The sequence below is a fragment of the Enterobacter sp. UPMP2060 genome (genome assembly GCF_053709655.1).
Genome location: NZ_JBSKJQ010000004.1, coordinates 300,744 through 325,477, shown reverse-complemented (window position 1 = coordinate 325,477; position 24,734 = coordinate 300,744). Strand labels below are relative to the sequence as shown.

The window sequence follows — 24,734 nt, the reverse complement described above, 5'->3', positions numbered from 1 at the left end:
TTTTCTATTTTCTGTTTTCTGTTTTCTGTTTTCTGTTTTCTGTTGATAAGATGTTCAGGCTTTTTGATGCATAACTGACTAAATTATTAATAATGAGCTTGACGATTTGAAAATAATTGCTAATATGTCTGATGCTTAGGAGTTAATGATGATGAAAAACAACACTGCACCCACTACGCGAAACATGGATTTCAAGCAAGCAAGATATGCAAAAAAGGATGAGTTTTTTACATCACTAGGTGACATTGAGCTTGAACTAGAACATTACATCGAACATTTTCAAGGAAAAGTTGTTTATTGTAACTGTGATGATCCGAGAGAAAGTAATTTTTTTCGTTATTTTTCAGAAAATTTCCATAGGCTTGGGTTAAAAAAACTTATTACAACATGTTACCGCAGTCAAAACCCTGATTTATTTATGAAAAATGAATCTGGTAAAGCAGTTTATCTAGAGTATTCTGGCGAAAAACGTGGTGATCAGATCCCAAATGCTGAAGTTATCGGTATCAAACAGCTTAGCGGTGATGGGGACTTTCGTAGTTCCGAAAGCGTGGCATTACTTGAGCAGGCCGACATAGTGGTAACAAATCCTCCCTTCTCACTTTTTAATGAATATGTAGCTCAACTTGTTAAGTATAATAAAAAATTCGTAATTATTGGAAATATGAATGCTGTAACATATAAAAATATATTCCCTTTAATTCAGACCAATAAGATATGGTATGGGCCAAGTATTCGTAGTGGTGATCGAGAGTTCCGTGTTCCCGACGACTATCCACTAACCGCAGCCGGCTCAAGGATTGATGAGCAAGGAAATAAATATGTTAGAGTAAAGGGTGTGCGTTGGTTTACAAACCTCGATTATCCGAGTCGATATGTTGATTTAGTCTTGGAAAATACATATTCTCCAGATAAATATCCTAAATATGCAAATTTTGACGCTATTGATGTCGGGAAGAGTAAGGATATTCCCAAGGATTATTCTGGTGCGATGGGGGTTCCAATTACCTTTTTAGATAAATTTAACCCTGAGCAATTTGAGATCTTGGGTTCAAGTAAAACCTTGAGCCGACCTATGTCGCAGATTGCTGCTAAAGGTACATATCAACCTGGAGGGCCTCGTTTTTACCTGCCAAATGGTGATGGTACCTATCGTCGTATGTATGAACGCATAATCATTAAGAAGAAATAATTATATTCTAAATTAAAGGTAATGGGGAAATTATGTCGTTCCGTTATTTGGGCAATAAAACTCGGTTGGCTGACTGGATTGTAGGAGAAATTGCACAAATTCTACCGGCTGGCTCATCAGTAGCAGACCCAATGTGTGGCACTGCTTCTGTTTCTCTAGCTTTGGCCCGTGCCAACTACTCAGTAACAGCTGCCGATACTTTAACTTTTCCTGTAATTCATGCAAAGGTTCGATTGCTTGCGAAGCAAGAGCCTGCTTTTAGCTCATTTGGCGGCTATAGCCAAATGTTGGAATGGATGCGTTCAATTGAGCCCGTTGAGGGGTATTTTTTTCGTGAGTTTGGGGAGTCTGGTAGACCAGAAAATGGGCGAGCGCCGCGCCTGTACTTCTCTGCAGAGAATGCAGCACACATTGATGGCGTTCGAGCTGGCATACGTAATGTTGTTAAATCCGGCGATATTAGTGAAATTGAGCATAGCCTAATGCTCCATCATCTCATCCTCTCTACAAATAAAATTGCAAATATCAGCGGGACCTATGGATATTTTTTGCGTAAACTGTCTCGTTCTGCCCTTCAGCCGATAACGTTTGAGCGTATTGAATTTGAGAACACGCCTGGGTGCCATCGGGTTATTCAAGGGGCCATTGAAGATAATGCATCACTGCTTAAAGTGGATGCAGTTTATCTTGATCCCCCTTATACTAAACGGCAATATGCTGGAAATTATCACATATTAGAGACTATTGCTCGTGAAGATGAGCCAACAGCAATTGGTGATGGTGGACTTCGCCCATGGCAAGAACAGGCATCTGATTTTTGCTATCGGCGCAATGCTATTATGGCTTTTCGCAAAACTCTAGAACAACTGGACGTTCCTCACATATTTATTTCCTACAGCCAAGATGGGCAAGTGGGTGAAGATGAACTGTTATCCTTATTAAGGGAGTACGGAAAGGTAGCTTTGCATGAACTTCCTTACACTCGTTATCGTAGTAATAACCGCGTAAAAGATGGATCTGTCCTTGAACGTCTTTACCACATAGAGGTATGTTAACCATGTCAAACAAATTAGTGATAAGCCGTATTTGGTGGCGTAATGTACAACCGGGCGAATTTTACAATATCGAGCGATTTCATCGGATAGAGGGTGGTGGTGGCTCCCTCTATATTGAAATTCCGGGATCAATGGTTGCCGCCACCCTTGATTTTCTTGATGTGGCTGCAATTGACGTGAGCGTTCTTCCTGTAATAACTATACAGGCAAAAGTAATTGGACAGCCTCATATCTATGGACCTATTGAGTTCCATCGGAAGGCTGGAAATCGGATGCGAATTGCCCGCCAGAATCGCCAGCAACCCGGTTCTCAGCGCCATCCTGCTTGGACTTCAGTAAATGGATTCCCACGAGCCCCTGACGGCGTAAGTAGTACAGAAGATGCACGGCAGTTCTTCCCTGCTGGTGGTCTACGTATTTATTTAGCGAAAACAATTGAAGGAGAATACTTTGCTGGCTACACAGTAGGTAATCGGCCTTCTGATTTGTTACCAACAGATCCTATGTGGCAACTTTATGGTAACGGAGTCGGTGGCGTTATTATTGCTTAAGGTGTGTTATGGATAATAAACTCAATGAAATACTTGCTTCATGGGAAGCTGGTAGGAATGTTCTTTTATATGGTCCGCCTGCAACTGGAAAGACCAGACTTATAAGTGAACTTTTCCAGCTTTTAAGTGTTTCTCCTGAAAGCACCACAGGAATCCTCCTCGATCCAAATGAAACTCAGGTACCTTTTACTCGACCAGAGAAAGAAATTGCCATACCGAGACCTGTAAAGGTTGTTTGGACTACTTTTCATCAATCTTATAGTTATGAAGACTTTGTTTTAGGCTTGCGCCCTGAAATTTCACCAGACGGCACACGTCTTCAGCCATGGGCTGGACTCTTTTTAGATGCAGCTTTAGAACTCAATGATCCTACTTCAGATTACAAATCCGTAGTAGTTTTTATTGATGAAATTAATCGAGGAAATGCTGCTCGTATTTTTGGCGAGTTCATGACTTTTCTTGATTTTGATTATCGTGAAGAAGGACGGGTTGCGCTTCCTTTACCACTCCGTCAGCTTAATTATAAAGATGGGCGAAGTGAAAAAATCTGCCGACCAAACGGTAGAGTGACTGATATCCCTGAACATTTCACATTTCCTAAGCATATTTATATCGTATCAACAATGAATAGCGTTGATAGAGCTGCTATACCAATCGACAGTGCTCTCTCGCGGCGTTTTGATAGGATAGAGATGCGCCCCAATCTTGGTGTTCTCGCCCGGCATTGGGGGTTAGATAGAAAAGCAATAAGTTCATTAACTCAAGATAGTTGGGAGACTCTTAACCCATATGTCACTGGCTATCTTCTAATGGACAGGTTAAATGTTGCTATAGCTTCTGATTTAGGCCCGGAATTCGAACTTGGCCACGGCCTTTTTACCTCAATTACAGCTAGTACAACCCTTACAGATGACGCTGAGCAGTTGATTGATGAAGATAGGGCATGGCAAAGTTTAGCATCGGCATGGGATGAAGTTATTTTTCCCCAACTTGAGGACCGATACTCAGGAAGACCTGAGCAGTTGAATGAACTTTTACACGTTGATGCAGCCCCTTCAGTTGGTAATTATGCGTGGACGCTTCGCACTTCTCAGGCGAGCTCTATTGTGTCGAGAACGCTTACTCCTGTGCGTGTTAGTGAACTTGAGATTGATACTATCAAAAGGTCTTTCAGGTGGTTAACTCGTTGAAATTTGGTAAACGTATCATCCTACAGGAATATGGTGACCCTGTTGTTCATTCTATGGAAGATATTGACCTTGATGCTTTACTTGAAGCAAATAAGCACTGGCGTAAATCTCTAGGCCTTTCAGTTGACCCTATACGAATTGAGAATATAGGAAAGGAATTTGTAACTCTGAGGGCTGAAGCTGTTACAGGTGTAGTACGAGCTGGCCTGATGGATATTGAAATCGTTCCAAAATTTCTCAGTGGTACCAATGATTGCTGGCAATCAATATTATGGCGAATCTTAACTGTCGTTGAGGGGGGGTATATTGATGACAATTTTACTAGCGCACATCAATTCGATTCGTTATCAGTCCCTGACTTACTTACTGAAATTTTTCTAGCATCTTTTGCTAAAGGAGCGGCACGCGGATTACCTCAAAGCTATCTTGCTAAGCGAGAAAGTGGGAATACACTTCGAGGCCAATTAGATTATTCCAGATTAGGTGAATGGTTAGCGCGTCCTTGGGTGCTTCCTTATATTGCGGATCTGCTGACAAATGATACACCTTTGGCTAGGTTGATCCGTTGGACTGCGCAGTGCCTTGCGACAACTGTTAAATCTCTTGGGCGGTCTCGAGCTTTACTTGAGATCGCGGCTAGCCTTGCTCATGTTCGGAAAAGTCCACCTTGCTTACTTGACGCTCAACGGATATATCTTGGTCCTCAGCATAAGGGGTTAGAGGCCGCGTTGTTTATTGGTTTATTACTATTGCAAGGTGCTGGCGTCCATCACGCTAGCGGGAAATATTCATTGTCAGGTTTTTTGTGGAATTCTGACGCAATCTATGAAAATTATATTTATTGGCTTTGCCAGCGTGCAGCCAATCTACGTGGAAAGCGAATCACGAAAGCTGAGAAAAAGTTCGGTCAGGTAATTATGGGGGAAGGTGACTTATTGAAAACTACCCCTGATGTCATTTTTCATGATGCGGATGGTGTTCCTTCTGCAGTAACAGATGCTAAATATAAAAGATTTAATTCTCGACCAAAGGCACAGGACACATATCAGGTGCTTACCGCAGGTCATATTTTGGGTTGTCAGCGAGTCTCATTAACATATCCTGTAGCTATAAATAGCGCACCTACAGTTTGGTTAGTACCTTCCGCTTTGGGTGGGAAAAATATTGAATTAACCGCACTTCCGCTAAATCTAATGCAGTTGGCTTTGCCAGAAGGACATGAGGTGTTAATCAATGTTATAGGGGATTGGTTGGATGGGTACTATGTAAGCCAGATGCCGAAAAATTAGTACATTTACCCAATAAATATAGGTAATGGACGGTCCGTAAATTTCCGATAATTATTGCCTTGCGAAATAATATAAATAATTGCGATGATGCTCGCAAAACTCAGACCAATCAACCCACAATCAACAAAAACATGACCTTACCGCAAAGAACTCTTTTTCCTGAATCCCCCTCGCAAATTCCAAATTTCCCTCACACCAAATCGCTGTATTTATATTCAGCCCTGTATAATGAGAACCAGAAATTACGCCAACCAGCTAAAGGACGTATCAAAGAAAATTTAAAGAAGAATTCGCGATATGAAGGTGCTGCAACACCCCCATACCGCTAACCACAAACAACTGAAAAGGAGTTGAAAATGGCTGCGACGAATTTTAAGCCAGAGTTTACTGTTTGCAAAACAGAATCAGACGCTTTCACCGGCATGATTGAAAACCGCGAGCTGGTACGCAAAAACAGCGCCCGCCGCCTTCACGGAAACCAAACCAACGCGGCACCCGTCCATCCCCGCGCGGAAACGCCTCAGGACAGTGCAGCCTGCTGCGAACTCTATGCACGCATAGACATTAAATACCTTCTTCTGGGCGGCGACTGGTTAACCCGCGCGGGCTTTATCAACGGTATGCCCGTAAAAATCCGTGCCATGAAAGACTGCATTGTGATTACGCCGCAGCATACAAGAGAATTATGGGGATGCCTGGAAGGTATGAGCGTGGTGAATATAAATAAGCAGAAAGTCGCGCAGTGGCTGAAGACCTTCCCGGGTGCGCTGAATGATACGGGTGATGTTCCGGTAATTAAGCGTGGGAGTGGGCAGGCTGTTTAAACTCAAAACTAACTTGCACGGGCATGTCAGCGCATGCCCGCACTACGCTAAAAGTCACTCAATCATGATGTATTTGGTCTTTCACAGTTTTAACCAGTACAGCATGGAGTTCGCCAACGGTTAAATCGCGTATCACAGGTTCCGGAATGCCCCGTAGCCTGCGAACTAAGCGGCAGATACCAAAGTAATCTATGCCCTCGGTGCTAAAAAGAAACTCGTTTTCAGCGAGGGAAAAAGTTTTCTCATAGCCATCTTCTTCAGTGACGAGCGTAACGCCAAACGCTGCCTCGCAGTCTTCAATCAGGGCATCGCCATCCATGCCGCAGATATCAAGGTCGGCTTCTATTAGGGGGTTCTCATCAATGCGCTTGCGATGATGTCCCGAGGACTGACGTACAATCTCAATGACCTGCGAAAGAGTGGGGTACATTAATGTTGGATTCCGTGGGTGAAGAAATGACGTAGACATTGATTAATAGACCGAGTTAACGCCTGGGGCTTATTATTGAAGGTACAAAAAAAATCAAAACAATCCACACAAACATCCCAATGATTTTTAGCGGCCAGGGTTCGAATATATCAAAGCACACAATTGCGCCTATAACTAATAGTGGTCCTCCCAATACTTCCAGTATTCCTTCTAAGATAGATAACTTATGAGGCAATACACGATTCAGTAAAACACAAGTAAGGTGTGTGCCTCCTAAAATAATGATTATAGCTAGAGTGCATTCTTTCCAGTTATCAGTGACACCCACGAAAATGAGGCACAGTGCAATCACAAAAACGCACAGTAACGTATTCAGCATGGAAATAATAAACTTACTCATATCATTTTACGCCGCGCATTAAAAATATAAAGAAGCCATGAATATAGCATTCTTGAAAGAATGATAAACGACATTAGCTAATAATGGATTTAATACTTTATTGCGCCTCGCTTATTTCCGCAATAATCAAGTTAGCGGCTTCATGCTAATCCCCCGCACTCCACCGCTAAATCGACTTTAACTAAACACCGGCACCCCCAGCCCAACCTTCACCTCCCTCAACGTCGCCTGCGTCACCCCCTGTGCTCGTTCCGTTCCGCGCTTCAGCATCGCCATCAGTTCCCCCTTATCCCGCATGTACATCGCCCTCCGCTCCCGCATCGGCGCAATCAGCTCCTGCAAACACCCCTCCAGCTCGTTCTTGCACGCCCGGTCACCCAGCCCGCCCGCCTGATAGTGCGCCTTCATCGCCGCCACTTTCTCCTTGTCCGGATGAAACGCGTCGAGATACGTAAACACCACGTTCCCCTCAATCTGCCCTGGGTCGCTCACCTTCAGGTGGTTCGGGTCGGTGTACATGGCGCTGACCGCACGGTGAATGGTCTCTTCGCTGGCCGAAAGGTGCAGCGTGTTGCCGAGCGATTTCGACATCTTGGCGCTGCCGTCGATGCCGGGCAGGCGGCTGGTGTCGCTCAGCATCGCCTTACAGTGGCGCAGCACCGGGGCGGGCAGCAGGCTGTTCATCTTGTGCACAATCTCGTTGGTCTGCTCAATCATCGGTAGCTGGTCGTCGCCGACGGGCACGCACTCGGCCTTAAACGCGGTGATGTCCGCCGCCTGGCTGATGGGATAGGCCATAAACCCGACCGGCAGCGAGCGGGCGAAGCCCTTCTGCGCAATCTCGTTTTTCACCGTCGGGTTACGCTCCACGCGGGCGACGGTCACGATGTTCATATACAGCATCGTCAGCTCGGCGAGGGCGGGCAGGGCGGACTGCAGGCAGATCGTGGTCAGATTCGGGTCGATGCCGGCGGCGAGGTAGTCGGCCAGCACTTCGGGGATGTTGTCGCGGATCTTCTGCGGGTTGCTGCCGTTGTCGGTCAGCCCCTGCAGGTCGGCAATCAGCACAAACTGGCTGTGCGTCTGCTGGAGCGCCACGCGCTGGCGAAGCGATCCGACGAAGTGGCCGAGGTGCAGCGGGCCGGTTGGGCGGTCGCCGGTGAGGATGGTGGGTGCGTTCATAAAGACTCCTTAATGTGCAGTTGCCGAAAGGGGTCTTAGAAATGTGAAAGCCGCCTTTCGGCGGCTATCTGAAAATGGGGAAAACTACTCCGAGCCGCCTTTAAGAAGGCAGCCACCAGCGGTTTACGGTGAGCACGGCGTGGTTTATGTTCATGCTTTTACCGTATCACGTCCGGCGAGAAAAACAAAAGGGCACGTCATGCTGCAATCACTCAACCATCTGACCCTCGCGGTCAGCGACCTGCAAAAAAGCGTCGCCTTCTGGCACGAGCTGCTGGGGCTGACGCTGCACGCCCGCTGGAATACCGGGGCCTATCTCACCTGCGGCGATCTGTGGGTCTGCCTGTCGTACGACGAGGCGCGCGAGTACGTGCCGCCGCAGGAGAGCGACTACACCCACTACGCGTTTACCGTGGCGGAAGAAGATTTTGAACCGCTCTCGCAAAGGCTTGAGCAGGCGGGCGTCACCGTCTGGAAGCAGAACAAAAGCGAGGGGGCGTCGTTCTATTTTCTCGACCCGGACGGGCACAAGCTGGAGCTGCACGTGGGCAGCCTCGCCGTGCGGCTGGCGGCGTGTCGGGAGAAGCCCTACGCGGGCATGGTGTTTACCTCAGACGAGGCTTGAGGCGCGCACCTTCAGCCTGCCCGCCAGCGTCACGTGCGTGGCGGCATCTTCCTGATTGCACAGATACTCCACCGCCAGCCGTCCCAGCTCGCTGTAGGGCAGCTGGATACTGGTCAGCGGCGGGGTGAGCTGCTCGGAGATCTTCTGGTCGTCGTAGCCCGCCAGCAGCATGTCCTGCGGGATGCGCACGCCGTTCACCGCCAGCGCCTGATAGCAGCCAATCGCCAGCCAGTCGCTGGCGCAGAAGATAGCGTCCGGGCGCTCGGCCAGTTCCAGCAGAGAGGTCGTCGCGGTAAAGGACTCGCTGAACTGCCAGTTGGTCTGCCGCACCAGGTCGTCGTCGTACGCCAGTCCGGCCTGCTGTAATGCCGCCTGGTAGCCCGCCAGACGCTGGCGGGAGGCCTCCATCCAGCTCTCGCCGGTAATGTGGGCGATGCGAGTGGCCCCGCAGGCGATAAGGTGTTTAGTCACCTGGAAGGCATTGGCGTAGTCGTCCGGGATAAACGACGGCAGCAGCGGCGAACCGGGGTCGCGCTGGTTGAGCAGCACCAGCGGGATGCGGGTGCAGTCCTGGAACGCCGTCATGTCCACCAGCGTGGTGACCGGTGAGGCGAGAATAATCCCGATGCAGTTGCGCTTCTCCAGCTGGCGGATGATGTTCAGCGCCAGCTCGATGTCGTCGCCATAGTCGTAGACGGTGAGCAGGGTCTCGTTGCGCCACGCGGCTTCCCGCGCCTGGCTGATGGCGTCGATAAACGGGTCGAAGCTCTGTATGGAGCTGACCAGCAGGGCGATCTCCTCCTGGTTGCGCGGGGCGTGAACGGCGGGGAGGCGGTCGTAGCCGAGCTCGGTGGCGACGCCAATGACCCGCTGGCGGGTGTCGTCGCTGAGCTTGATGTTGCGGGATTGGTTAAGCACCAGCGATACCGTCGCCTGCGACACGCCCGCCGCCCGCGCAATATCGTTCATCGTCACTTTCGTTTTTCGCTTCATCCGTCCTCTCCCTTTCGCGATTTCGCATCATACCCTAACCGCACCCTTTAGCGCCGTCGATCACGTTTCTCATTCATCGAAGCGTGAACTTTGTGAGAGCCGTCGCTTTTCTAAACGCCGTGATTTGCGCATTTATCCTGCAACTAATATTTATTAGCTAAATATTATCAGTAAGAGGACGCGTAATGAAAGAGCAGTGGAGCAGGGAGCAGGCACAGGCGTGGTATGAGCAAAAAGGCTGGCTGTGCGGGTTTAACTATCTGCCGTCGACGGCGGTGAACTGGACCGATATCTGGCAGGAAGAGACCTTTGATGCCGAAACCATCGAGCGCGAGCTGGGCTGGGCGGCGGAGGCGGGCTACAACACACTGCGCATCAACCTGCCGTTTATCGTCTGGGAGCACGATCGCGACGGGCTGATGGCGCGCATCGACCACTTTTTGACGATAGCCGACGGTCGCGGGTTCAGCACCATGCTGACCCTGATGGACGACTGCGGCTTCTCCGGCGACGAGCCCTACCTCGGCCCGCAAAAGCCGCCCGTGCCGGGCAAGCACAACAGCCAGGCGGCAGCGAGCCCGGGGCGCGACAAGGTGTGCGATCCCGAAAGCTGGCCGCACATTGAACGCTATATCCGCGACGTTGTCCGCCAGTTCCGCGACGACAGGCGCGTCCTGCTGTGGGATCTCTATAACGAGCCGGGCAACCGCGGCATTTTTGCGACCGGCACGCAGGAGGTGCAGTACGACGCGAAGCTGGAGACCTGCGCCCACGCGCTGATGAAGCTGGCGTTCCAGTGGGTACGTGAAGAGGATCCGACCCAGCCGCTCACCGTCTGCGCCTGGCGTCTGCCGCCGGAGGAGGAGGGCGAGACGTTCTTCCAGCATCCGCTGGACCAGATCGCGCTGGCGCTCTCGGACGTGGTGAGCTTCCACGCCTACACCCACACGGGGCGGATGACGGCGATTATCCAGCAGCTGCAACAGCTCGGTCGCCCGCTGTTCTGCACCGAATGGCTGGCGCGCCACGTGGGCAGCACCATCGAAGAGCAGCTCCCGCTGATGTACGCGGCGAAGGTTGCGCCGTACCAGTGGGGGCTGGTGCGCGGCAAAACCCAGACGTGGCTGCCGTGGCCGGTGGTGATGAAGGAGTCCACGGACTACTGCCGCCTCTGGTTCCACGACGTGTTCGAGGAGAACGGTATTCCGTTCTCGCGCCGTGAAATCGCATTAATGCAGCAGCTGCGCAAGATCGCCCCGCACGCGCAGGGCTAATAATATCGACCCGGCGGCCGACCGCCGGGCAACCAGGCAGGCATATATCAATGGCAACGACAATGAAAATACCGTCTCGCGAGTTGTGGTCTTATTTTGGCTATGGTTTAGGTCAGTGTTTTAGCTTTGGTTTAGTGGGTTCGTTTATTAACTATTTTTACACCGACGTGCTGGGGATCTCGGCGCTGGCGGCGAGCACCATCTTCCTGATTGCCCGCGCGTGGGACGCGGTTCACGATCCGCTGTTTGCGAGCATTATGGACACCATTAACAGCCGGTTCGGCAAATTTCGCCACTTTTTGCTGATTGCCCCGCTGCTGATCACCGGCGTCACGCTGCTGTCGTTCTATAAAATCGAAGCGGACATGACCACCAAAATTCTCTACGCCGGGGTGACCTACATCCTGTGGGGGACGCTGTACGCCATCTCCGATATCCCGTTCTGGTCGATGTCGTCAGTGATGACCAACGACTCCGCCCAGCGCACCCGCGCGGTGACGGCGGCGATGCTCGGGGTGAACGCGGGGATTGCCTGCGCCAACATCTTCTTCCCGAAGCTGGCGGCATTCTTCGCCCAGTACAGCAACGATAAAGGCTACTTTATGGCGGCGCTGGTGATGATGCTGGTGGGTCTGCCGCTGATGCTCAACGGCTTTATGCAGATCAAAGAGCGCGTGCCGCCGAGCCCGGAGAAGGTGACCATCCGCGATACCTTCCACAATCTGCGCCAGAACAAGCCGCTGTTTATCGTCCTGCTGTCGTTCTTTTTCTGCGTGTTTCATAACGTGGCGGGCGGGCTGTATATCTACTTCTTTATTAACAACCTGGGCGATGGCAGCCTGCAGATGGCGATTGGCGTGATGGGGATCGTGGCGGCGGTGCTGTGCCTGGTCGCCCCGATGCTGACGCGCCGGATGCAGAAGCGGAAGCTGTTTATGATCCTCTGCGGGCTGGACGTGGCGGTGCGCGTGGTGATGTGGTTTGTCGGGTATCAGCAGGTGACGATGCTGTTTATTCTGCTCGGCCTGAGCACGCTGTTCGTGATGATGACCAACATCCTCACCTCGTCGATGATTGCCGATACCATCGAGTACGCGGAGTACCACACCCACAAGCGCTGCGCGGCGATCACCTTCTCCGGGCAGACCTTTACCGGTAAGATGTCGGTGGCGGTGGGTGGCGGGTTAATCGGCGTGTTCCTGACGATGATTGGCTACGTGCCGCAGGCGCAAATCCAGAGCGAAGGCGTGCTGTCGGGGCTGTTCTTCGGGATCTGCCTGCTGCCGGCGATAGGGTCGCTGATCCGAATAGTGTTTATGTCGCGCTTTACCTTCACCGAGGAGAAGCACGCGGAGATTTGTCGGCTACTGGCGGAGCGGAACGCGTCTGCGAAAGCGCCGGGTGGCGGCTGCGCCTTACCCGGCCTACGAAACCCCGTGAGGCAATAAATCGCACAGGCCGACAAAACCCCGAGGATCCACAAATCGCACGGGACATGTAGGCCTGATAAGCGAAGCGCCATCAGGCTTCGCTTTTAAAGACTTACAGCGACTTCACAAACGCCAGCAAATCTTCGTTGAGCTGGTCCTGATGGGTCAGCGCGAAGCCGTGCGGCGCGTTGTCGTACACCTTCAGCGTGGCGTTTTTGATCATCTCTGCCGCCAGCTTGCCGGTGCTTTCAAACGGCACGATCTGGTCGTTGCTGCCGTGGATCACCAGCGTCGGCACGTCGATTTTCGCCATATCCGGGCGGAAGTCCGTTTCGCCGAACGCGGTCACGCAGTCGATGGTGCCCTTCAGCGACGCCAGCAGGGCGATGTTCAGCGTCTGGGTCAGGGCACCGGCAGAGACGGTCTGCCCGGCGTTGATGCCGTAGAACGGCGTCGCGAAATCGCTGATGAACTGGGCTCGATCTTTACGCAGTCCGTCGCGAATGCCGTCGAACACGCTCTGATCCACGCCCTGCGGGAAGGAGTCGGATTTACCGAAGATCGGCGTCACCGCGCCCAGCAGCGCCAGACCGGCCACGCGCGCGCTGCCGTAGTTGTTGATGTAGCGGGTCACGTCGCCGCCGCCCATGGAGAAGCCCACCAGCGTCACGTCGCGCAGATCCAGCGTGGTAATCAGGTCGTTGATGTCGGACGCAAAGGTGTCGTAGTCGTAGCCGTTCCACGGCTGATCCGAGCGGCCAAAGCCGCGACGGTCAAAGGCGATGGCGCGGAAGCCGCGCTCGGCCAGGTAGTTCAGCTGGCTGTCCCACATGTCGCCGTCCAGCGGCCAGCCGTGGCTGAAGAGAACCGGTTTGCCCGCGCCGCCGTCTTTGTAGTAAATCTGCGTGCCGTCTTTTGCCTTAAACGTTGCCATAGTGTGTTCCTGTGCAGGTGATGATTAGGATTATACCGGCGCGACCAGGTAGCGAATTGCCGGTGATGTTGTGCCCTGATGAAAAGCCAGAACGCGGCTCTGCAGCAGGAGGTCATTCATGGTGTGGCGCTCCTGCTGGCGCAGATGCTCGATCCACGAGCCCATCAGGAAGGTCTCGATAAACAGACCGGGGCGCTCAATATCCTCGTATACCGCCCAGCTCATCGCCCCGGCGCGGCGGCGCACCCGGCGCAGCTCGTGGACGGCTTCCAGGAAGGCTCTGGTGTTCTGCGGGTCGATGATGTACTCGTGCGATACCAGCACCGGGCCGCGCTCGTTGGGCAGATCGATCTCCACGCCGTCCAGCGGCTGGCCGCTCAGGTCGAGGTTCAGGTCCGGATCTTTCCCCAGCTTCCAGCGGAACACGGTGGCGCTCGCCAGCACCATCCCCAGCGTGGCGACCACCAGCGAGGTCGGGGTGCCGAAGCGGGAAGCGATCTGCCCCCAGATGGCGCTGCCCGCGGTCATCGAGCCGAAGAACACCGTCAGGTAGACCGCCAGGGCGCGGGCCTTCACCCAGCGGGCGGCGCTGCGCTGCGCGCCGAGATTCAGAGTTGAAAGCACCGCAATCCACGCGAAGCCGGTGAAAAACTCAAACAGGTTGAGCAGCCAGACGTGACGCACGAACGCCAGCGCCAGCATGGTAAGGGCAAAGGTCAGGCTGGCGGCCACCATCAGCCGGTCGGCGTCCAGCCGCTGGCGCAGGCGCGGCAGCAGGATCGCCCCGGCAATCGCCCCGAGGCCAATGCACGCCAGCATCACGCCGTAGCCCGCCGGGCCTAGGCCCAGCTCGCGGCGCGCCACCAGCGGCAGAAGCGCCCAGCCCGCGCTGCCGAAAACGAAGAAGGCCACGGTGCGCACCAGCACGTTGCGCAGCACCGGCGCGGCGTGCACGTAGCGGATGCCGGAGCGCACCGCGGAGAAGAAGTGCTCCGGCGGCAGACGCTGAATGGACGGTGCCGGACGCCAGCGCCATAGCACCCACGCCACGCCGACCACGGAGAGCGCGTTGAGGGCAAACACCATCCACGGCCCGGCAAGCGACAGCAGGAAACCGCCCAGCGCCGGGCCAATCGCCCGGCTGATGTTCACCCCGAGCGAGTTCAGCGCCACGGCGGCGCCCAGCTCCGGCTTGCTCACCAGATCGGGCACCACGGCCTGGAACGGCGGCGAGCTCATCGCCGCGCCCACGCTCAGCAGAAACGTCGCCACCAGCAGAACGGCGGGGGTGACGTGTCCGGTGAAGGAGAGCACCGTCAGCCCGGCGGCGGCGATGAACACCCACAGCTGGGAGAAGAGCAGATATTTACGTCGGTCGACGATGTCCGCCATCACCCCGGACGGCAGGGCGAAGAGGAACATCGGCAGGCTGCTGGCCGCCTGCACCAGCGCGATATCCAGCGGGTCGGCGCTCAGGGTCAGCATGCTCCAGTTGATGCCGACGTCGCTCATCCATGAGCCGACGTTAGAGACCACCGTGGCGATCCACAGCATGCGGAACACCGGCTGGCTCAGCGGCTGCCAGGGCGAAACCGTCTGTGCGGGCGTCGTCTCGACGTGTGCGTCGCGAACGTCGTTAACCTGGGTCATGCGAACCTCTCCGCTGTCTTACGCTGCAGCCGCCACTGGCCCGGCCCGGTGAGGGCGAGGGTGGTGAAGATAATCAGCAGCAGCCAGCCAAACTGCCCTTCGGCAATCGACCAGTTCGGGTGGACCGCCAGCATCGCCACCAGCAGCACGGCGATAATCGGCAGGCACGCCAGGCGGGTGTACACGCCCGCAATGATAAACAGCGGGCAAATCACCTCGGCGACAATCGCCGGGATCAGGCTCGCCCAGGGCCCGAAGCCGAACGGATCTTCAATGCGCGTCAGCTCGTCGCTGAAGTGCAGCACCTTCGGCAGGCCGTGCACGTACAGCAGCAGCAGGCTGCCGGTCAGGCGCAGGAAGAACAGCCCCAGGTCGACCCGGGGCGGGGTAAAGGTGTTTTTCATCAGAATGCAAAGCAGCTGCAGCCCAGCGCCCCCCAGAAAGCGTTATCGTCGGACACCGACATCTCTGACGTGCGGGCGAAATCATGCTGGTGGCTGTGAACCCCGCACGGGCCGCTGCAGTGATGAGCCACACTCAAGCCGACGCGTGCGGCCTGCGGCGGCGCGCTGCGGTGGTGGCCCGGCACCTTCACCACCGGTGACCACTCGGGCAGAACCGGAATGGCAGGCGGCGCGAGCGGGCCAAAGCTGCCTGCGGCGTAAACGATATCGCCGTTGACCACCGTCAGGACGGACTCGATGCCCTTGATCTCCTCTTCCGGCACGCGGAAGTAGTCTTTGCTGAGCACCGCCAGGTCGGCAAGCTGGCCGACCTTGATCTGCCCCTTCTGGTTCTGCTCGCTGGAGAACCACGCGCTGCCCTGGGTCCAGAGCATCAGGGCGGTATCGCGGTCCAGACGGGCGCTGTGGTCGTACATCTGCATCCCGCCGACGGTGCGGCCGGAGACCAGCCAGTAGAGCGCGGTCCACGGGTTGTAGCTCGCCACGCGGGTGGCGTCCGTCCCTAAGCCCACCGGCACGCCGGTCTCGAGCATTTTCGCCACCGGCGGCGTGTGGCGGGTGGCTTCGATGCCGTAGCGCTCGGCAAAGTACTCGCCCTAGAACGCCATGCGGTGCTGCACGGCAATGCCGCCGCCGAGCGCTTTGATGCGGTCGATGTTGGCCTGGGTAACGGTTTCTGCATGGTCGAAGAACCAGTGCAGGCCGTTGAACGGAATGTCGCGGTTCACCTTCTCGAACACGTCCAGCATGCGGCTGATGGATTCGTTATAGGTGGCGTGCAGGCGGAACGGCCAGCGGTGCTCCACCAGATGGCGCACCACGCGCTCCAGCTCGTCCTCCATCCCCGGCGCGAGGTCCGGGCGCGGTTCGAGGAAGTCTTCAAAATCGGCGGCGGAGAAGACCAGCATCTCGCCCGCGCCGTTGTGGCGGAAGAAGTCGCTGCCCTGGCCCGGCGTGAGCATGTCGGTCCATTTTTCAAAGTCTTCCAGCTCGTGGCCCGGACGCTGGGTAAACAGGTTGTAGGCGATGCGGATGGTCATCTGCTTTTTCTCGTGCAGCTCGGCAATTACCTCGTAATCTTCCGGGTAGTTCTGGAAGCCGCCACCCGCGTCGATGGCGCTGGTCAGCCCCAGGCGGTTCAGCTCGCGCATGAACTGGCGGGTGGAGTTGACCTGCTGCTCCAGCGGCAGCTTCGGCCCTTTAGCGAGCGTGGCGTAGAGGATCATGGCGTTCGGACGGGCAATCAGCATCCCGGTCGGGTTGCCGTTGGCGTCGCGCTGGATCTCCCCGCCCGGCGGGTTTGGCGTGTCTTTGGTGTAGCCGACCACCTTCAGCGCGGCGCGGTTGAGCAGGGCGCGGTCGTACAGGTGCAGGATGAAGACCGGGGTGTCCGGCGCGGCGTCGTTGATCTCGTCCAGGGTCGGCATCCGGCGCTCGGCAAACTGGAACTCGGTCCAGCCGCCCACCACGCGCACCCACTGGGGCGACGGCGTGCGCAGGGCCTGCTCTTTCAGCATCCGCAGGGCGTCGGCCAGCGACGGCACGCCTTCCCAGCGCAGCTCAAGGTTGTAGTTCAGCCCGCCGCGAATGAGGTGCAGGTGCGAGTCGTTCAGGCCGGGGATGGCGGTGTGGCCTTTTAAGTCGACCACTTTGGTGCCTTCGCAGTGGTGCTGCATCACCTCGGCGACGGTACCCACTTCCAGAAATTTTCCGTCGCGCACGGCAACGGCTTCCGCGACGGGGTTCTCGCGATCGACGGTGTGAAACTGGCCGTTAACCAGAATGAGATCGGCTTTACCGAGGGTAACCATACGTGCTCCTGACTGAGAGGGGAATGGTCAGGATTATGGGAACCGGTTTCGGCAAAGATCCAGTTATACAATAGGATAGGTATACCAAAGTATAACTATACCTAAGGTTAACTATACGAAGAGATAATTACGCGCAGGGACGGAAAACCGCAGGATGAGGGGGTCTTTATCGTCGCGGCGCTCGCGGCGATTTCACCCTTAACCACTGGAAAATGCTATGACCTCTTCAAAGCTCGAAGTGTTAACCCCTGCGAACTGTCAGATCATCTTTATCGATCACCAGCCTCAGATGGCGTTTGGCGTGCAGTCTATTGACCGCCAGGTGCTGAAAAACAACACCGTGGCGCTGGCGAAAGCGGCTAAGGTGTTCAACATCCCGACCATCATCACCACCGTTGAGACCGAAAGCTTCTCCGGTAACACCTATCCGGAGCTGCTGGACGTGTTCCCGGGCCAGGACATTCTGGAGCGTACCTCCATGAACTCCTGGGACGACCAGAAGGTGCGCGACGCGCTGCAGGCCAACGGCAAGAAGAAAGTGGTGGTTGCCGGCCTGTGGACCGAAGTGTGCAACAACAGCTTTGCCCTGTGCGCGATGCTGGAAGGCGACTACGAAATTTATATGGTGGCGGACGCGTCCGGCGGCACCTCCAAAGAAGCCCACGACTACGCGATGCAGCGCATGATCCAGGCGGGCGTGATCCCGGTGACCTGGCAGCAGGTGATGCTGGAATGGCAGCGCGACTGGGCGCGTAAAGAGACCTACACCGCGGTGATGGATATCGTGCGCGAGCACTCCGGCGCGTACGGCATGGGCGTGGATTACGCCTACACCATGGTGCACAAAGCGCCGTCTCGCCAGAAGAGCGAGCACCGCACCTTAGCGCCGGTCCCGGCACGCTAAGTTCCGCTGGCGGGCTGGTCCCTCATCCGGCTCGCCGCTGCCTTTTTCTCTGGAGTTCACAATGAGTACTGGGCTGATATCCCTTGCGGCAGGCGTGTTGATTGGCCTGATGTATGCCGTGCTGAAGGTGCGCTCCCCCGCGCCGCCCGCGTTGGCGCTGATTGGCCTGCTGGGGATGCTGGCGGGTGAACAGGCGACGCGACATCTGTTATCCCGCGACGGCGCGCCGCCGCCTCCGGTGACCGTTCCGCAGGCCAAATCGCAGACGGGAGCGTCGTCATGAAAGCATGGATAATTTCGCTGGTGTGCGGCGTGGTTGCTGGGGTAATTTACGCCCTGCTCGACGTGCATTCCCCGGCACCGCCGGTTGTCGCCCTGCTTGGTCTGTTTGGCATGCTGGTGGGCGAACAGCTCATCCCGGTGGGACGGCGTTTACTGAGTCGCGAACCGCTTACCCTTGCCTGGTTTCGTCACGAATGCGTACCGAAAATCAGCGGCACGGCGCCCCCTGCGCCCGCGAAGGACGATCGCGACGTTTAATGATTTGTGAGAGGAAAGAGAGCATGACGCTGCCGTGGCGCATTGCCATCATTGATGACGAACGTTCCGTCCGCAGCGGGCTGAGTAATCTCCTGGAGTCGGAAGGCTATGCCGCCGATACGTTTGATTCGGCAGAGGTATTTCTGAGCCATCCTTTCGCCCTGTCCGGTGCGGCGCTGGTGATCACCGACATCAAGCTGCGGGGCATGAGCGGCCTGGAGCTGTTTGAAAAGCTGCGGCTGCTGGCCGTACCGCCTCCGCCCGTGCTCTTTATCTCCGGTCATGCTGATGAAAATATGCAGCGGTACGCTCTTGATCTGGGCGCCGCTGCATTTTTGCGTAAGCCCATTAACATCGATATTCTGCTGGATCATATTCAGCGGGAGATGGCCCGCCGACAATAAGGATCGCGGATGAACGAACACGAGCAGCCTGCATTCTGGCCCGCCCTGGGGAATCTTCACCAGGGGCGGGTTTTTGTCCTTAAAGAGGATGTGATTTTTACCGTGCTGGCGCAGGAGGGCGGAATCGCCTGGATGCACGCGCGACATCCTCATTCCGGCGGCTCGTTCATTATCGCTACCGCGGTCAGCGACGAAGAGGAAGAGCGGGCCACCCGGCTGCTCAAAAACGAGTTTGCGCTGCGCGACGTGCTGCAGGACAGCTGGGCCATTCGCGCCGTCGCGTCAACGCAGTACCGGGGGCGCTTCGCGCTGGTGTACGCCCCGTTTTCGTTTGAGCTGCTGGCGCGGCGCGCGGGCAGGGCGATCTCGGGCATCACGCGCTTTCTCGAGATGGCGATCCAGATCTGCGTTCCCCTGCGCCAGATGCATCTGCAAAACCTGATCCACGGCGATATCAAGCCCGGCAGTATTTTTGTTCATCACGACGCCACCTGCCGTCTGGGCAGCTTTGGCCTTTCAAGCAGTCTCTCCGATGCCATCACCCAGACCCGGCTTGCCGTTTCAGGCGGTACGCCCGCGTATATGTCGCCGGAGCACACCACCCGCACCCAGCGCCCCGTCGACGGCCGCAGCGATCTCTACAGCCTCGGCATGGTGCTGTATGAACTCCTGACCGGACGCCTGCCGTTTGAGCTGGGGGAGGACGATCGGGCCAACTGGGCGCACTACCATATTGCCTCCGCGCCGCTGGCCCCGGACGCGATCCGCCCGGACGTGCCGGGAATGCTGTCGACCATCATCCTGAAGCTGCTGGAAAAGCACCCCGATAACCGCTACCAGACGGTCGACGGGCTGATTGCCGACCTCCGCCGCTGCCAGGCGACGCTGACCTGCGAGGGCGATATCGTCGCCTTTACGCCCGGCCAGCAGGACCGCACCCCGGCGATCCATCTGGCGGACTCCCTCTTCGCGACGCATCCGCAGGCGAACGACGTCATTGCCGCGTTTGAGCGGGTGGGGCAGAACCTGATGCCGGAGCTGGTGACGATCGGCGGGCCGTCGGGGATCGGCAAATCTTCGATCATCGCGACGGCGCTCAAAACGCTGCAGCAGCGTACGGTGCTGCTGGCGGTGGGCAAAGTCGATCAGTTTTCGCCGTCGCTGCCCTACGGCGTATTAAGCTCCGCGTTCCGCACCCTGACGCTGCACCTGCTGGGGCTGCCCGCAGAGGAGGTGGCGAAGTGGAAAATCCGCCTGTCTCGCGCCCTGGAGGGGCACGAGGCGCTGGCCGTCAGCCTGGTGCCAGAGCTGGGCCTGCTGCTGGAGAGCAAGCCGCGCTTCTCGGCGGATACGTTTTCCATTGATGCCCGGGTGCGCTTCAGCCATATGGTGCTGGCGCTGGTAAAAACCTTTGCCTCGCAGGGCTGCCCGCTGGTGCTGGTGCTCGACGATCTCCAGTGGAGCGACGCCGCCAGCCTGCACACGCTCAAATATCTGCTGATGAACTGCGGCGCTGTTCCGCTGCTGGTGGTCGCGGCCCACCGGGATATCAGCGCCGTGCCCGACGCCGCCCTGCAGGCGCTGCTGGCAGGCCTGCCGGAGGCGGCGCAAAACGCGAGCGAGATTGTCCCGCAGGCGCTTTCCGTGAAAGCAGTGGCGCGCTGGCTGGCGACGGTATTTCGCACCCGCAGCGCGGCGACGACCGACCTCGCCACGCTGATCCACGAGAAGACGGGCGGCAACCCGCTCTTTGTGCACGAGTTTTTCCGCCGCATCGTGGATGACGGCCTGGTGGTGCACAACAAATATCAGGACAAGTGGCACTACGATCTGCAGGCGATCCGCGCCAGGCACTACACCGAAAACCTCGTCACCCTGGTGCTGGAGCAGCTTGAAGAACTCCCCGACGAGACGCGCCGCCTGCTGGGCAGCATCGCCTGTCTCGGCGGCACGGGCGAGATGGAGATGATCTGCCGCGTGGTCGGCATGTCGATGGCGGAAATGCGCTATGCGCTGCACCCGGCGGTGATGGCCCAGCTCATCGTGCTGGCGGAAAAAAAGTACGCCTTCACCCACGACCGGGTGCAGGAGGCCGCCTTTGCGCTGCTGGATCGGCATGAGAGAAGCCATATTCACCTGACCACCGCCAGCCTGCTGGCCGACGCCGCGCGTCAGGCGGCGGGGAACGATCTGCTGTTCCGCGCCGTTCACCACGTCACTGCCGCGCTGGACAGCATCCAGCCCGCCCCGCAGCGCGAGATGTTCCGCGAGCTGAGCCTGCTGGCCGCGCGACGCGCGAAGCGCTCGGGGGATTATCCTTCGGCGCTCGGCTATATCCAGACCGCCAGAGCGCTGGGCAACGCCGGGACGGTGTCGGACTTTATGCTCGATATCGAAGAAGCGGGCTGCGAGTTTGCGCTGGGGCACCTGGAGCGCACCCGCGAGCTGTGCGACGCCATTCTCGGCTGCCCCGGCGGGCTGACCGAAAAGGCGCTGGCGGCGAACCTGCTGGTGGAGGTGTACATTCGCCAGTCGGACAGCCGTCTGGCGCTGGAGGCGGCGCTCTGCTGGCTGGGGATTTTCGGGATCCAGATTAGCCGCTATCCGGAAGATGCCGACTGCGACGAGGCCTGGGCGCTGTTTTGCAACCGCACGGCCGACGCGCCGCAAAACCTGTTTGCCCAGCTGTCGCGGATGGATAACCCGGAAACCGAAGCGGTGATGAACCTGCTCTACAGCGCCAGCATTTGCGCCAGCTTCATCTGCCCGCGCCTGCACTTTTTGCTGCTCTGCCGCATGATGCACCTGACCCTCGACCACGGCATTACCGGCGCCTCCACCACGGCGATGGCCTGGTTTGGCGTGCTGATTGGCCACCGCTACGCCGAGTATCGCCTTGGGTTCCAGTACGGCACCCTGGCCCGCGAGCTGGTGAATCGCCACGGCTACGACGCCTTCGAAGCCAAAACCCTGCTGCCGCTCGACCAGCTCAGCGTCTGGACCCAGCCTTTATCGTTTACCATCGAGTGCGCGAAGGCCTGCTTCACCTCGGCGGTGACCCACGGGGATATGACGATGGCCTGCTTTGCGGCCTGCCACCAGGTGATTAACTTCCTCTCGCGGGGCGATCACCTGGACGGGGTGCTGACCAGCATCGATCGCGGCCTGGCGTTCGTGCGTAAAACCCACTTCCAGGACGTGGAGACCATTTTGATGGTCCAGCGCGGCTACGTTGAGTTTCTGCGCACGCCGGTCATCGGCACCTGGACCGCGTCGCAGGTGCTGCCGGAGGCGCTACTTCCCGCGTCGCCGGAGCAGGCGCCGGAGAAGAACTCCACCATGCTGTTCTGGTACTGGCTGTATCGCGGCATGGCGCACTTTACCTGCGGCGAATATGCCGACGCGCAGGCGGATCTTGAGATGGCGGGCTGGTACGCGTGGTCTGCGCCGGGCCACATCCATCTGCTGGATTACCATCTCTACAGCGCCCTGGCGCTGTCACGTCAGCTGACGCCGGAGACCTTCTCGGCGAATCACCGCCGCAGCATTCACGCCCACTACGACAAAATCGCCCTCTGGGCGCGCGTTAATCCCGGCACGTTCGCGGATAAAGAGGCGCTGATTTACGCCGAAATCGTGCGTCTGGACGGGATGAACAGCATTGCGCTCGAGCAGTATGAGAAGGCGGTCCGGCTCTCCCGCGAGGGCGGGTTTAACCCGATCAACGCTCTGGCCCACGAGCTGGCGGGCCGCTTTGCGCTGTCCTGCGGCTACCCGACCGCCTCAGACGCGCACTTCCGCGGCTCGATTGCCGCCTGGGGCCGCGCGGGCGCGCAGGCCAAGGTGCGCCAGCTGGAGCAGGATTTCCCGCACCTGCTGGCCTCCGGGCAGGCCAGCGCCTACGACACGGTGGCGTTCGCCCAGAACGAGACCATCCGCGATCTGCAAAGCGTCATCAAAGCCTCCCGCGCGCTGTCGGAAGAGATTAACCTTGAGCGCTTAATCGAAAACCTGATGACCATCCTGCTCGAACGCGCCGGGGCGCAGCGGGGCCTGCTGCTGCGCGTGAGCGAGAGCCTGATTCCGGAGATCGAGGCCAGCGCCTGGACCAGCACCGAGGGCGTGCGGGTGCGGATCCTGAAAGACGTGCCGACGGCGACCGACCTGCCGCTGTCGGTGCTGGCGGCGGTGATCCGCACCGGGCAGGAGATCCGCACCGGCAGGCCGGAGGAGTTCCATCCCTTCAGTCAGGACCCTTATCTGGTGACCTCGGGGGCGGCGGTCATGTGCGTCCCGATGTTCAAACAGGCGCGGCTGGTAGGCGTGCTCTACCTCGAAAACCGCCTGATGCCGGAGGTTTTCACCGCCGAGCACTCGCGCGTGGTGAGCCTGCTGGGCGCGCAGGCCGCGGTATCCCTTGAGACGGCGCGGCTGTACGCCGAGCTGCTGGCGGAGAACATCCAGCGCCGCCGGGTGGAGAAAGAGCTGCGATCCAGCCAGACCTCGCTGATGCTGGGCGAGCAGATCAGCCACACCGGCAGCTGGCGCTGGGAGCTGGAGCAGGATCTGATGTTTGTCTCGGAAGAGTACGCCCGCATTCTCGGCCTGCCCGGGCAGCAAAAGACGATCTCCATGGCGGAGTTTTTGACCTTCGTCCATGAGGACGATTACGCCCGCATCAGCGCCATCGTCACCCAAAGCGTGCGCGACGGGCTCTCCATGCGCGCGGAGTTCCGCGTTAAGCGTACCGACGGCTCAACCCGCTACATCCTCGGGATTGGCGATCCAGTGGGCGTGGGCAGCGAGGTGAACGAGTATTACGGCATCATCACCGATATCACCGGCCAGCGCGCGGCGGAGGATGCCATGCGGGTCGCGCAGGCTGATCTGGCGCGGGTGTCCCGGGCCACCACCGTCGGGCAGCTGACCTCCTCCATCGCCCACGAGATCAACCAGCCGCTGATGTCGATCGTCTCGAACGCCGGGGCGAGCCTGCGCTGGCTCAACCGCGAGCCCGCCCGTCTGGATAAAGTGCGTGAGGGGCTGGAGGAGATCGCCGCGGAAGGCGCGCGGGCGGGGGAGATCATTCGCAGCATCCAGTCCCTGACGCGCAAGCAGGATCCCACCTTCTCGCGCATCGACATGCACTACCTGATCCACCATATCATCACGCTTTCGCGCAGCGAGCTGGAGCAGAGACACATTAGCGTTGATTATCAGTTACAGGCGCAGAACAGCTTTATCACCGGCGATAGCGTGCAGATCCAGCAGGTGCTGCTCAATCTGGTGATGAATGCGGTAGAGGCGATGGCCGAGGTGAAGGATCGCGCCAGCACTATTACCCTCAGCACCGCCAACGCGGACGGGAAAGTGATCGTCGAGATCGCCGATACCGGGAGCGGCATTGAGCCCGAGCGGCTGGAGCAGATTTTTGACTCGTTCTACTCCACCAAGGCGCAGGGGATGGGGATGGGGCTGACCATCAGCGCCAGCATCATCGAGCGTCACTGCGGGAAGCTGAGCGCGCGCCGCAGGGAGCCGTACGGCACGGTGTTTGCGTTTGCGCTGCCGCTGGCGGCGCAGGAAGGGTAA

At 57.2% G+C, this 24,734-nt stretch carries 20 protein-coding genes and 1 pseudogene; 14 read left to right on the top strand and 7 right to left on the bottom strand.

Translation table 11 applies throughout. The features are described 5' to 3' along the window. The first annotated feature begins 151 nt into the window (after nucleotides 1-151). From ACWKXN_RS12340 to ACWKXN_RS12315, 6 genes are all read left to right on the top strand, one after another. A complete protein-coding gene (locus tag ACWKXN_RS12340; RefSeq protein ID WP_454543849.1) occupies nucleotides 152-1,192 on the top strand; it encodes an adenine-specific methyltransferase EcoRI family protein in 1,041 nt (346 codons plus the stop codon). A gap of 32 nt (nucleotides 1,193-1,224) precedes the next feature. After that, entirely contained in the window at nucleotides 1,225-2,247 is a 1,023-nt protein-coding gene (locus ACWKXN_RS12335; protein ID WP_221702845.1) for a DNA adenine methylase, read from the top strand. Nucleotides 2,248-2,249: 2 nt separating this feature from the next. Next, entirely contained in the window at nucleotides 2,250-2,798 is a 549-nt protein-coding gene (locus tag ACWKXN_RS12330) for a hypothetical protein (protein ID WP_454543847.1), read from the top strand. A gap of 8 nt (nucleotides 2,799-2,806) precedes the next feature. Further along, nucleotides 2,807-3,988: an AAA family ATPase gene (locus tag ACWKXN_RS12325; protein ID WP_221702843.1), complete on the top strand. Its 1,182-nt coding sequence runs from the start codon at nucleotides 2,807-2,809 to the stop codon at nucleotides 3,986-3,988. After that, nucleotides 3,985-5,277, top strand: a complete 1,293-nt coding sequence (locus ACWKXN_RS12320; RefSeq protein WP_221702842.1) for an McrC family protein — start codon at nucleotides 3,985-3,987, stop codon at nucleotides 5,275-5,277. Before ACWKXN_RS12325 ends, ACWKXN_RS12320 begins: the two co-directional genes overlap by 4 nt. A 356-nt stretch (nucleotides 5,278-5,633) precedes the next feature. Then, nucleotides 5,634-6,101, top strand: coding sequence for a SymE family type I addiction module toxin (locus ACWKXN_RS12315; protein ID WP_211438493.1), 468 nt, complete (start codon nucleotides 5,634-5,636; stop codon nucleotides 6,099-6,101). A gap of 58 nt (nucleotides 6,102-6,159) precedes the next feature. On the opposite strand, the gene ACWKXN_RS12310 is transcribed toward ACWKXN_RS12315, so the two are convergent. Both ACWKXN_RS12310 and trpS read right to left on the bottom strand, forming a co-directional pair. Then, the gene (locus ACWKXN_RS12310) at nucleotides 6,160-6,531 is read right to left on the bottom strand and encodes a hypothetical protein (RefSeq protein ID WP_262769215.1); all 372 of its coding nucleotides are present in this window, start codon (nucleotides 6,529-6,531) and stop codon (nucleotides 6,160-6,162) included. Between the two features lie 577 nt (nucleotides 6,532-7,108). Beyond that, nucleotides 7,109-8,113 carry a tryptophan--tRNA ligase gene (trpS, locus tag ACWKXN_RS12305; protein WP_454543846.1) on the bottom strand — a complete coding sequence of 335 codons (1,005 nt, stop codon included), beginning with the start codon at nucleotides 8,111-8,113 and terminating at the stop codon, nucleotides 7,109-7,111. Between the two features lie 199 nt (nucleotides 8,114-8,312). On the opposite strand from trpS, the gene fosA reads away from it, so the two are divergent. Next, complete coding sequence (gene fosA, locus ACWKXN_RS12300; protein WP_454543845.1) at nucleotides 8,313-8,738, top strand: FosA/FosA2 family fosfomycin resistance glutathione transferase; 426 nt, start codon at nucleotides 8,313-8,315, stop codon at nucleotides 8,736-8,738. On the opposite strand, the gene ACWKXN_RS12295 is transcribed toward fosA, so the two are convergent. Beyond that, complete coding sequence (locus tag ACWKXN_RS12295) at nucleotides 8,724-9,731, bottom strand: LacI family DNA-binding transcriptional regulator (RefSeq protein WP_454543844.1); 1,008 nt, start codon at nucleotides 9,729-9,731, stop codon at nucleotides 8,724-8,726. The genes fosA and ACWKXN_RS12295 overlap by 15 nt on opposite strands. Before the next feature lie 185 nt (nucleotides 9,732-9,916). On the opposite strand from ACWKXN_RS12295, the gene ACWKXN_RS12290 reads away from it, so the two are divergent. Then, the gene (locus tag ACWKXN_RS12290; protein WP_454543843.1) at nucleotides 9,917-11,005 is read left to right on the top strand and encodes a cellulase family glycosylhydrolase; all 1,089 of its coding nucleotides are present in this window, start codon (nucleotides 9,917-9,919) and stop codon (nucleotides 11,003-11,005) included. A 50-nt stretch (nucleotides 11,006-11,055) separates the two neighbouring features. Further along, complete coding sequence (locus ACWKXN_RS12285) at nucleotides 11,056-12,453, top strand: MFS transporter (RefSeq protein WP_248180102.1); 1,398 nt, start codon at nucleotides 11,056-11,058, stop codon at nucleotides 12,451-12,453. 94 nt (nucleotides 12,454-12,547) lie between these two features. Here the strand turns inward: ACWKXN_RS12285 and ACWKXN_RS12280 are convergent, their stop codons facing one another. The 4 genes and pseudogenes from ACWKXN_RS12280 to ACWKXN_RS12265 form a co-directional block, all read right to left on the bottom strand. After that, nucleotides 12,548-13,369, bottom strand: coding sequence for an alpha/beta fold hydrolase (locus ACWKXN_RS12280; RefSeq protein ID WP_032660966.1), 822 nt, complete (start codon nucleotides 13,367-13,369; stop codon nucleotides 12,548-12,550). Nucleotides 13,370-13,399: 30 nt separating this feature from the next. Continuing rightward, a complete protein-coding gene (locus tag ACWKXN_RS12275; RefSeq protein WP_454543842.1) occupies nucleotides 13,400-15,019 on the bottom strand; it encodes an MFS transporter in 1,620 nt (539 codons plus the stop codon). Then, the gene (locus ACWKXN_RS12270) at nucleotides 15,016-15,423 is read right to left on the bottom strand and encodes a DoxX family protein (RefSeq protein WP_454543841.1); all 408 of its coding nucleotides are present in this window, start codon (nucleotides 15,421-15,423) and stop codon (nucleotides 15,016-15,018) included. Before ACWKXN_RS12270 ends, ACWKXN_RS12275 begins: the two co-directional genes overlap by 4 nt. Beyond that, a pseudogene (locus tag ACWKXN_RS12265) lies at nucleotides 15,423-17,294 on the bottom strand (amidohydrolase). Before ACWKXN_RS12265 ends, ACWKXN_RS12270 begins: the two are co-directional and overlap by 1 nt. Nucleotides 17,295-17,511: 217 nt before the next feature. Here ACWKXN_RS12265 and ACWKXN_RS12260 point away from each other — a divergent pair. The 5 genes from ACWKXN_RS12260 to ACWKXN_RS12240 all read left to right on the top strand — a co-directional run bounded on the left by ACWKXN_RS12260 (nucleotide 17,512) and on the right by ACWKXN_RS12240 (nucleotide 24,734). Beyond that, on the top strand, nucleotides 17,512-18,198 hold the full coding sequence (locus ACWKXN_RS12260) for a hydrolase (RefSeq protein WP_047742952.1): 687 nt from the start codon (nucleotides 17,512-17,514) through the stop codon (nucleotides 18,196-18,198). 61 nt (nucleotides 18,199-18,259) lie between these two features. Further along, the gene (locus tag ACWKXN_RS12255) at nucleotides 18,260-18,481 is read left to right on the top strand and encodes a DUF1427 family protein (protein ID WP_029739325.1); all 222 of its coding nucleotides are present in this window, start codon (nucleotides 18,260-18,262) and stop codon (nucleotides 18,479-18,481) included. Further along, nucleotides 18,478-18,738 (top strand): XapX domain-containing protein, encoded by a 261-nt coding sequence (locus tag ACWKXN_RS12250; RefSeq protein WP_010427264.1) that lies wholly within the window; start codon nucleotides 18,478-18,480, stop codon nucleotides 18,736-18,738. Before ACWKXN_RS12255 ends, ACWKXN_RS12250 begins: the two co-directional genes overlap by 4 nt. A 23-nt stretch (nucleotides 18,739-18,761) precedes the next feature. After that, nucleotides 18,762-19,142, top strand: a complete 381-nt coding sequence (locus ACWKXN_RS12245; protein WP_033144522.1) for a response regulator transcription factor — start codon at nucleotides 18,762-18,764, stop codon at nucleotides 19,140-19,142. Between the two features lie 9 nt (nucleotides 19,143-19,151). After that, nucleotides 19,152-24,734: a trifunctional serine/threonine-protein kinase/ATP-binding protein/sensor histidine kinase gene (locus ACWKXN_RS12240; RefSeq protein WP_454543840.1), complete on the top strand. Its 5,583-nt coding sequence runs from the start codon at nucleotides 19,152-19,154 to the stop codon at nucleotides 24,732-24,734.